Source organism: Moraxella lacunata (assembly GCF_002027545.1).
In the GTDB taxonomy this organism is placed as follows: domain Bacteria; phylum Pseudomonadota; class Gammaproteobacteria; order Pseudomonadales; family Moraxellaceae; genus Moraxella; species Moraxella lacunata.
The window spans coordinates 5,631-15,716 of sequence record NZ_MXAN01000067.1 but is presented as its reverse complement, the minus strand read 5'-3'; the positions used below and the strand labels follow the sequence as shown (position 1 = coordinate 15,716).

The 10,086-nt window shown below is 45.9% G+C and carries 9 protein-coding genes; all 9 read left to right on the top strand.

What is annotated here, in order from left to right; translation table 11 throughout:
* The first annotated feature begins 195 nt into the window (after positions 1–195).
* On the top strand, positions 196–1,275 hold the full coding sequence (gene prfA, locus B5J94_RS09635) for a peptide chain release factor 1 (RefSeq protein WP_062501427.1): 1,080 nt from the start codon (positions 196–198) through the stop codon (positions 1,273–1,275).
* Positions 1,276–1,289: 14 nt separating this feature from the next.
* Positions 1,290–2,048 carry a phospholipase D family protein gene (locus B5J94_RS09630; protein WP_062501425.1) on the top strand — a complete coding sequence of 253 codons (759 nt, stop codon included), beginning with the start codon at positions 1,290–1,292 and terminating at the stop codon, positions 2,046–2,048.
* Between the two features lie 11 nt (positions 2,049–2,059).
* Complete coding sequence (locus B5J94_RS09625; protein WP_062501423.1) at positions 2,060–2,464, top strand: hypothetical protein; 405 nt, start codon at positions 2,060–2,062, stop codon at positions 2,462–2,464.
* A 114-nt stretch (positions 2,465–2,578) separates the two neighbouring features.
* A complete protein-coding gene (locus B5J94_RS09620; protein WP_062501421.1) occupies positions 2,579–2,860 on the top strand; it encodes a type II toxin-antitoxin system Phd/YefM family antitoxin in 282 nt (93 codons plus the stop codon).
* A gap of 212 nt (positions 2,861–3,072) precedes the next feature.
* Positions 3,073–3,333, top strand: a complete 261-nt coding sequence (locus B5J94_RS09615; protein WP_079364101.1) for a PIN domain-containing protein — start codon at positions 3,073–3,075, stop codon at positions 3,331–3,333.
* A 33-nt stretch (positions 3,334–3,366) separates the two neighbouring features.
* Positions 3,367–4,893 carry a lysine--tRNA ligase gene (lysS, locus tag B5J94_RS09610; RefSeq protein ID WP_062499331.1) on the top strand — a complete coding sequence of 509 codons (1,527 nt, stop codon included), beginning with the start codon at positions 3,367–3,369 and terminating at the stop codon, positions 4,891–4,893.
* A gap of 4 nt (positions 4,894–4,897) precedes the next feature.
* The gene (locus B5J94_RS09605) at positions 4,898–5,095 is read left to right on the top strand and encodes a hypothetical protein (RefSeq protein ID WP_062499332.1); all 198 of its coding nucleotides are present in this window, start codon (positions 4,898–4,900) and stop codon (positions 5,093–5,095) included.
* A 139-nt stretch (positions 5,096–5,234) separates the two neighbouring features.
* Positions 5,235–8,798: a bifunctional proline dehydrogenase/L-glutamate gamma-semialdehyde dehydrogenase PutA gene (gene putA, locus B5J94_RS09600; RefSeq protein WP_062499333.1), complete on the top strand. Its 3,564-nt coding sequence runs from the start codon at positions 5,235–5,237 to the stop codon at positions 8,796–8,798.
* Between the two features lie 109 nt (positions 8,799–8,907).
* Positions 8,908–10,086 (top strand): DNA polymerase III subunit gamma/tau (gene dnaX / locus B5J94_RS09595; RefSeq protein WP_143821959.1); only part of this gene is annotated, 1,179 nt, incomplete at its 3' end.

Here is a 10,086-nt window from a genome sequence, read left to right as displayed (position 1 = left end):
TGGTTGGTTGGTTGGTTGGTCATTTTGTAGTCCTACTGTATATATGTCAAGAAAATTTTTTATTTTAACAGATTTTTGGTGATAAAAGAAAGGGGGGTTGCGATTGATAAAAATGCCAATAAATTGGTAAAACTTAATGCAAAAATTTTAAAAATATGGCAAAATAGCCTGTTTTAAAAGAATTAAATCATCATCATGAAAGAATCCCTACGCCACCGCCTAGACCAAATGGCGGACAGATTTGAAGAAGTTACCGCCTTGTTGTCCGACCCTGATACCATTTCCGACAGCAAAAAATTCCGTGCCTTGTCGGTTGAGCATAGCGATTTGTCCGAGCTTGTGGACGTTTGGGGGAAGTTTTGCCAAGCCGAAGAAGATTTGGCGACCGCCAACGAAATGCTTGGCGACCCTGACATGAAAGAGCTGGCACAAGATGAGATTGAGACAGCAAAATCCAAAATTGACGAATTAACCGAAATTCTCAACGTCATGATGCTCCCCAAAGACCCAAGCGACAAGGCGACCGCCTTTTTGGAAATCCGAGCAGGGACAGGAGGCGATGAAGCGGCGATATTTAGTGGCGATTTGTTCCGTATGTACCAAAAATACGCCCAATCCCAAGGCTGGCAAGTGGAAGTACTGTCCGCCAACGAAGGCGAGCATGGGGGCTACAAAGAAATCATCACCCGAGTGTCGGGCGTGGGTGTGTATGGGCGACTCAAATTTGAAAGCGGGACTCATCGGGTGCAACGTGTGCCAGCCACCGAAAGCCAAGGGCGTGTACATACGTCCGCCTGTACGGTTGCGATTATGCCAGAGATTGAGCTTGATGACACGGTTGAGATTAACCCTGCCGACTTACGCATTGATACCTATCGGTCAAGCGGGGCGGGCGGTCAGCACGTCAATACCACCGATTCTGCCGTGCGAATCACGCACATTCCCACAGGCGTGGTTGCCGAGTGCCAACAAGAACGCTCACAGCATGCTAACAAAGACAAGGCGATGAAAATGCTTGTTGCCAAAATCCAACAAGCCAAAGTCCAAGCCCAGCTTGATGCCACAAGCGACATGAGACGAAATTTGGTTGGCTCAGGCGACCGCTCCGAGCGTATCCGCACCTATAATTTCCCACAAGGGCGAATGACCGACCACCGTATCAATCTAACGCTTTATAAGCTGGACGCTATCATGGAAGGCGATTTGGGCGAATTGCTTGATGCACTCTTGCGTGAACACCAAGCCGATTTAATGGCGAGTGTGGGGGCGGAATAAATTAGGAGATAATTATGGCAAAATTTTTAAACACCAGTGGTACGACTTATCATTTAGAAGAATTGATTAAAAAGGCAACCGATAGATTGGTGTTAATTAGCCCTTATTTGCAATTTAATGAGCGTATTAAAGAATTGCTAGAAGATAAAAACCGCCTAAAAATTGATATTCGTATTGTTTATGGTAAAAGTGAATTATCGCCACAAGAGATAAATTGGCTCAAAGAATTGACTTTTGTAAGAACCAGTTTTTGTAAAAACTTACACGCCAAATGTTATTTAAATGAACATGAATGTATTATTACCAGTCTAAATTTATATGAATTTAGCCAAGTCAATAATAATGAAATGGGTGTATTGATTGATAAAAATAATGACAGTCAATTATATGTTGATACTTATGAAGAAGTTTTGCGCATTATTCGCATTAGTGAAGAAGTAAGATTATCAGCCGATACCGAAAAACCGACAATAAACCAAGAGCAACCAAAAACAGAAAACACCAAGCTCAGAAATTATGATAAAGTTACCACTGCTAAATTGGCAGAAAAATTTGGCATTGATAACAATGAATTTACCAAAATGCTTGCCGAAAATGGCTATATTGAATTAAAAGGCAAAAATGTCTTTTTAACAGATAAAGGGCGTGAAGTTGGCGGTGAAGTAAGAAAGGGGCAATATGGCTATTTTGTTGTTTGGTCGGTAGATTTGGATATTTCTTTTGAAGATGAGAAACAAAGCTTTGCTGATAAATTAAGAAGTTTATTTAGATAAGGGATAAAACCATGAGATTATTATTTGTTGCCACTTTGGCTTTATCTTTAATAGGCTGTGTTCATTCATCTCATAATGAAAATATTCAAGAAACCCAAAAATCCGTCCCAAAAAAGATAATTGAATTTCAATCCAAAAACGCAAGCCCTGCCGAGATTACCGAATGCCAAAAACAAGGCGGAAAAGTGCAAAAAGTGGGTATGCTACAATTTGATAAATGTATCATCACTTATCCTGACGCAGGCAAAACGTGTACCAAGGGCGATGACTGCCAAAGTGGGACGTGCGAACCTAAATCTGACAATGCCCAAAACATAAATACCCCAATCACAGGCGTATGTAAAGCAAATAATAATCCATTTGGCTGTCGCAGTTTTATCCATGACGGACAAGTACAGACCATTTGTGTGGATTGATATTCCTTGAATGACCTATTAAAATTTGTTAAGATAGGTAATATGTAATATACTGATTAAATTGCTAATTTTCACAAATTTAGTGATTGATGATTGATATAAATGGGGTGCGATATGGAACAGATGATTGTTGTTGAGCAAGCCAAAGTGGATTTATCAGCGATTATTGAAAGAGTAAGAGATGAAAAAAGCCCAATTATTTTAACAGATAAAGGCAAATCATCTATCAAAATTTGTTTGGTTGAAAACGAATTGGACGACAAAAAGGGCAAGCGTTTGGGTGGTTTTTTAAAAAATACTGACAATACCCCTGCTCCTGATAATTTTGACCGCCTAAATGAAGACGAGATTTTTGCTTTATTTTCTGGGGAGTATGATGAATATTCTCGTGGATAGTCATATTCTGATTTGGCACGCATTTGATGAATTAAATAAAAAATCCCCAAAAGCATTATCTATTATTCAAAATTTTGATTATAATTTGTATTTTAGTTCAGTTAATTTGTGGGAAATTTCTATTAAATCATCATTAGACTTCTTTCCAAACCCTGATTTTTATGGATTTTTAAAAACTTCAACCCCAATACTTATAAGGGTTTATTTTTAGTTTGGAAAGAGATTTATTAAATAAACCTGATTTTAATGTTAATCCTGAACAATTGGCAAATGGTTTGCTATATGACGGTTTTGAGCAATTATATATTGAAAATAAGCATTTATATGCCATAAAGAACTTACCCCATATTCACAAAGACCCTTTTGATAGACTATTATTGGCTCAATCACAAATTGAAAATTTTTATTTTTTAACCGCAGATGCATTGATTTTAAAATATGATTATGATTTTATTATTGATGCAACTATTTAATTTATTCAAACTTAAATCACTTTTGGAACACTCATGACCGACCAAACCAAAACCGAATTGACCGACACCAATGAACTCATTCGCCAACGCCTTGAAAAGCTGGACGTATTAAAACAAAAGGCAAGCGAGCAGGGCAAAACCGCTTATCCAAACACCTTTAAGCCGACCGATTATTGTGCTGATTTACAAGACAAATTTGCCGATGTGGATAAGGCAACCCTAGAAGCCGATGCCGAGGCAGGGAATAAGACGTATGCCAAAGTAGCAGGACGTGTCATGCTAAACCGTGGCTCGTTTATTGTCATCAGCGACATGACAGGGCGGATTCAGCTCTATGTGGACAGAAAAGGGCTACCTACCGAGACCTTGGAGCTGATTAAATCGCTTGACTTGGGCGATATTGTTGGGGCGAGCGGTTATATCGGGCGTTCGGGCAAGGGTGATTTGTACATTCACCTAGAAGACTTTGAGCTTTTGACCAAGTCGTTACGTCCCTTACCTGACAAATTTCACGGCTTGACCGACACCGAAGTCAAATACCGTCAAAGATACCTTGACTTAATGGTCAACGAAGACACCCGCAAAACCTTTGAAATCCGTGCCAAAGTCGTCTCTGGCATTCGTGCGTTTTTGGTGGGCGAGCGTTTTATGGAAGTAGAAACGCCGATGATGCACGTCATCCCTGGTGGTGCGTCTGCTCGTCCATTTGTAACGCACCACAACGCCCTTGACATGGAGCTGTTTTTGCGTATCGCCCCTGAGCTGTACCTAAAACGCCTTGTTGTCGGTGGGTTTGACCGTGTGTTTGAGATTAACCGTAACTTTCGTAACGAAGGCGTATCCACTCGCCACAACCCTGAATTTACGATGATTGAGTTCTATCAAGCCTATGCCGATTATAAGGATTTGATGAGTCTAACCGAGCGTATGCTTGAAACATTGGCGACCGATATTTTGGGTACGACCGATGTACCGTATGGCGATGAAGTATTTAGTTTTAAAGGTCCATTTAAGAAAATCACGATGTTTGATGCGATTTTGGAGCATAATCCGACCTTTACCGCCGACAATGTCAATGACCGTGAATTTTTGGCAAATTTTGTCAAAAATGAGTTAAAAGAAGAAGTTAAACCGTCTTTTGGTTTGGGTAAATTGCAGACGATTGTCTTTGAAGAGACGGTAGAAACCAAACTTCGCCAACCGACTTTTATCACCGAATACCCTGCCGAAACGTCGCCACTGGCTCGCCGTAACGATGACAATCCGCACGTTACCGACCGTTTTGAGATGTTTATCGGTGGGCGTGAGCTTGCCAATGGGTTTAGCGAGCTTAATGACCCCATTGACCAAGCCGAGCGTTTCCGCCAGCAGGTTGCCGAAAAAGACGCAGGCGATGATGAGGCAATGCACTATGATGCCGACTTTATTGAAGCCCTAGAATACGGTTTACCGCCCACCGCAGGGCAGGGCATTGGCATTGACCGCCTTGTCATGCTGTTTGCCAATGCTCCAAGCATTCGTGATGTGATTTTGTTCCCGCACATGAGACATAAGGGCTAAGAGTGTGGAAGAGATCTCCCGCCTACTGCTCGCTCCACTGCGTTTTGTGGCGTGGGTGGTGTGGGAGCTGTTCTTTCGTGAAGTGCTGGGGTGGTTTTGGGGTAAATGTTATCGCAATTTTCCCAAAACCACCATTTTTGTTTGTGTGTTATTGGTGGTGCTTGCGGGTTATGGGATTGTGACATTGTTAAATAAAGCCTAATGGCAAACCTTGGCGATCATCACATCGGTATTTTTCAATGCCGATTTTTTATGGCAAACTTTTGGGGTGAAAATCATATTAATACCGCCCAAATTTGTGTTAAAATTGTCCGTTATTAACAAAAATCAAAGGAAAACTCATGTTTCATTTTACTCATGCACAATCCCCATTAAAAGATGCCATTACCGCCACTTATCGCTTGGATGAAGCGGTGGCGGTACGAAATTTGGCAAGCACGCTTGACTTTACCCAAGCCCAAAAAGAAAACATCCACGCACTGGCTCGCTCGCTCATCACCCAAGTGCGTGCCGACCGCTCCAAGTCATCGGGTGTGGATGCTCTCATGCATGAGTTTTCGTTGTCCAGCGAAGAAGGCATTGCTCTTATGTGCCTTGCCGAAGCCCTGCTCCGTATTCCTGATAACGCCACCAGAGATAAGCTCATTCGTGATAAGCTCGCCGATGGGGATTGGCGACGTCATGTTGGTAACAGTCCGTCCATGTTTGTCAATGCCGCCGCTTGGGGGCTTGTTTTGACAGGCAAGCTGACCGCCGATGTGTCGGACGACTCGATGGGTTCGGCTTTGACTCGTGTGCTACAAAAAGGCGGAGAGCCCTTTATTCGTGGTGGCGTGAACTATGCCATGAAACTCCTTGGCAAGCAGTTTGTGACAGGGCAGACGATAGAAGAAGCTCTTGGCAATGGCAAAGAGCGTGAACGTTTGGGCTATCGTTTTAGCTTTGACATGCTGGGCGAAGCTGCCATGACACAGGCGGATGCTGACCGTTATTTTAATGATTATGTCAGTGCCATTCATGCCATCGGCAAAGATGCCAAAGGGCGTGGGGTTTATGATGGCAATGGCATATCAGTTAAGCTGTCCGCCATTCATCCCAGATATTTTCGCTCACAGCACGCTCGTGTGATGAGTGAGCTATTGCCCAAATTAAAGGCATTATTTTTACTTGCCAAAGAGTATGACATCGGGCTAAACATCGATGCCGAAGAAGCTCATCGCTTGGAGCTGTCGCTTGAACTCATGGAAGCCTTGGTGTCCGACCCTGATTTGGCAGGTTTTCGTGGCATTGGCTTTGTGGTGCAAGCCTACCAAAAACGCTGTCCTTTTGTCATTGATTATCTCATTGACTTAGCTCGCCGTAACGGACAAAAACTCATGATTCGCCTTGTCAAAGGGGCGTATTGGGACAGCGAGATTAAATGGGCTCAGGTGGACGGCATGGACGGTTACCCTGTCTATACCCGCAAAGTCCACACAGACGTGTCTTATTTGGCGTGTGCCAAAAAACTGCTGTCCGCCCAAGATGCCATTTTCCCCCAATTTGCCACGCACAACGCCCAAACGCTGGCAACCATCTATGAGATGGGTAAGGAGCTTGATTTTGAATTTCAATGCTTGCATGGCATGGGCGAGACATTGTATGACCAAGTAGTCGGCGACAAACTCGGTCGCCGTGTGCGAATCTATGCCCCCGTGGGCACACACAAGACCCTGCTTGCCTATCTGGTACGTCGCCTTTTGGAAAATGGGGCGAACTCATCGTTTGTCAATCGTATCGTGGACGAAAAGGTGAGCATTGATGAGCTGGTCATCTCGCCCCTAGATGAGATTGACATGGGTAACATCACGCCAAACCCACTCACGCCAAACCCACGCCACATCTATGGCGAACGCAAAAACTCATGGGGCATGGATTTGTCCAATGAGCATGTCCTAGCTCAGCTCCAAGACGACATGGAGATGGCGAGCGGTATTGACTTTAACGTTAGCTCCTTGACTTATCATGATGTCGTCCATACGCCTGCCTTTGCCGTGCGAAATCCTGCCAATCACACCGATGTGGTCGGACAGGTAGCCTTTATTGACCCAAATGTTGTGTCAGATGTGATTGGGGTTGCCATCAATGCCCAACGCTCATGGCAAAACGTCTCGCCAAAACAGCGTGCTGACATGATACGAACCTTTGCTGACTTGATGGAAGAGCCCAGACGTATGGCGCTACTTATGATGGTGGCGGTGCGTGAAGCGGGCAAGACCCTGCTCAACGCCATTGCCGAAGTGCGTGAAGCGGTGGATTTTTGCCGTTATTATGCCGATGAATGCGAACGGCTAAACCTAAGCACGCCACTAGGCACGGTGGTGGCGATTAGCCCGTGGAACTTCCCCCTAGCGATTTTTGTTGGCGAAGTGGTCTCTGCCTTGTGTGCGGGCAACACAGTCGTTGCCAAACCTGCCGAACAGACATCCATCATCGCCCACTTGGCGGTCTCATGGCTACATGAAGTGGGCATTCCCTCCAATGTCTTGCAACTGGTGCTGGGTGCTGGGGATGTGGGTGGTGCTTTGACGGCGGACGAGCGTATTGATGGCGTGATTTTTACAGGTTCAACAGACGTCGCCAAACGCATTAATACCCTGCTTGCCAAACGCTCTGACAATCCCGTACTCATTGCTGAGACAGGGGGTATGAACGCCATGATTGTGGATTCTACCGCTCTACCTGAGCAAGTCTGTGCCGATGTATTGGCATCTGCCTTTGACTCGGCAGGTCAGCGTTGCTCTGCCTTGCGTATCTTATGTATCCAAGAAGACATTGCTGAGCCTATGATTGAGATGATAAAGGGGGCGATGGATGAGCTTGTTGTATCCGACCCACGCCTGCTTAGTACGGACGTGGGGCCTGTGATTGACAGCGAAGCCCAAGCGAACTTACTAGACCACATCAACACCTTAAAACAAACCAGCGACTACCATGAAGTGCGTGTCACAGATGGCGAAGAAGGCACTTTTGTCGCTCCGATTTTGTTTGAGCTAAAAGACCTATCACAGCTTAAAAAGGAAGTCTTTGGACCTGTACTGCACGTTGTCCGCTACCAAGCTCATGAGCTTGATGACGTGATAGACAGCATTAACAAAAAAGGCTATGCCCTAACGCATGGCGTGCACAGTCGTATCGATGGCACGATAGAGCACATCACCAGTCGCATACAGGCAGGCAACGTCTATATCAACCGCAACATCGTCGGAGCGGTGGTGGGCGTACAACCCTTTGGCGGTCACGGTCTGTCAGGCACAGGGCCTAAGGCAGGCGGGTGCTTTTATCTGCAACGCCTAAGCCGTCTGGACAGATGGGACATGCCGACCCTTGATAAGTCTGCCACGACTTATGAGAACATTGTGGCTCGTGTCATGGACGTTGCTCAGTCAGCGGGTGTCAATCTAGACAGCACCATCAAACACGCTTATCAAACGGCACTCAACCACGCCCAGACCACCCTACAAGGGCCAACAGGCGAGACCAATACCCTATCATGGCACGCCCCGCACTCGGTGGCTTTGACAAATGGCACGCTGGATAAGGCTTTGGCAGTGCTTGGTGTGCTTGCCCTAAATGGCACTAAGGCACATGTCACGCCCGATCACGAGCTTGCCCCATATGCTGATAAATTGCCAGAAGTGCTTGAAGTCATGGAGCAACAAGGCGTGGATAAAAACACCATCATTGTGGCGTTGTCCGAGTTGCCCATCTCTGAAAAAGTGCGACTGTCAGAGCTGGACGGGGCGATTCGTCGTGTGATGGATGCCACAGATGGCTTTGACATGACACGTCTGTATCATGAAGTCAGCCAAAGTTATAACACCACGGCAGCAGGGGGTAATGCCAGCCTGATGGCAAGTGCCTAGTGTGTATTTGGGCTTGATGCCAGTCACAACCCCCGCCAAAATCGGTATTCTAAACGGACAAAATGCGGTATAATGGCACAAATTTATACCGCTCATTTGCCAATTTGTCATGTCCGAATACCAAGTTTTAGCACGCAAATACCGCCCCAAAAATTTTAGCGAATTATTGGGGCAAACCCACGTCTCCCAAGCTCTATCGCACGCCATTGACACGGGGCGACTGCACCATGCTTATCTGTTTACAGGCACTCGTGGCGTGGGCAAGACGACCATTGCACGGATTTTGGCAAAGTGTCTCAACTGCGAAACAGGCATTACCAGTACGCCCTGCGGTGTGTGCGATACTTGCGTGAGCGTGGATAATGGGCGGTTTATTGACCTTATTGAGATTGATGCAGCAAGTCGCACCAAAGTAGAAGACACTCGGGATTTGCTGGAAAATGTCCCCTATGCCCCCACGCAAGGGCGGTACAAGGTGTATCTCATTGACGAAGTGCATATGCTCTCCACGCACTCGTTTAATGCTCTGTTAAAAACGTTAGAAGAACCGCCCGAACACGTCAAATTTATCCTAGCGACCACTGACCCCCAAAAGCTCCCCATTACCATTGTCTCTCGCTGTTTGCAATTTGTGCTTCGTCCGATGTCGCAAGCGTTGCTCCACGCCCATTTAGCCAAAATCCTGCACGCCGAGAGCATTGCCCACGATGACACCGCCTTGTGGCAGTTGGCTCAGTCCGCCAAAGGCTCGGTGCGTGATGCCTTGTCTTTGACCGACCAAGCCATTGCGTTTGGTGGCGGGCAGGTTGGGGCGGATACCGTCATGGAGATGCTCGGGCTTGTGGATAGCCTTGATGTGCTGGATTTGGTGCGTGATATTTATCACGATGACCGCTCGGGCGTGGCTCGTCATATTGCCAGAATGCGTGAGCAAATGGTGGATGCTACTGCCTTGCTTGACCGCCTTGTGGACAGCTTTCATGCAATGGCTCTGGTGCAGATTTTGCCTGACATGCCCCTTGATATGAACGATGAGCAAAAGCAGGCGTTTTATGAGCTTGCTCGCACCTTGCCTGCCGATGTCATACAGCTTTATTATGAGATTAGTGTCAAGGCACGAGACAGTGTTCGCCTTGCCAGTACGCCCATGCAGGCGTTGGAAATGGGGATTTTGCGACTGCTTGCGTTTCGTCCGCTTGCTGGCGATGAAGTGGTTTATCAAGAACCCAAAGCAATTTTAAATCAGCAAATAGATAATCCTATCAATCAAAGTTTAAATGATGAAAGT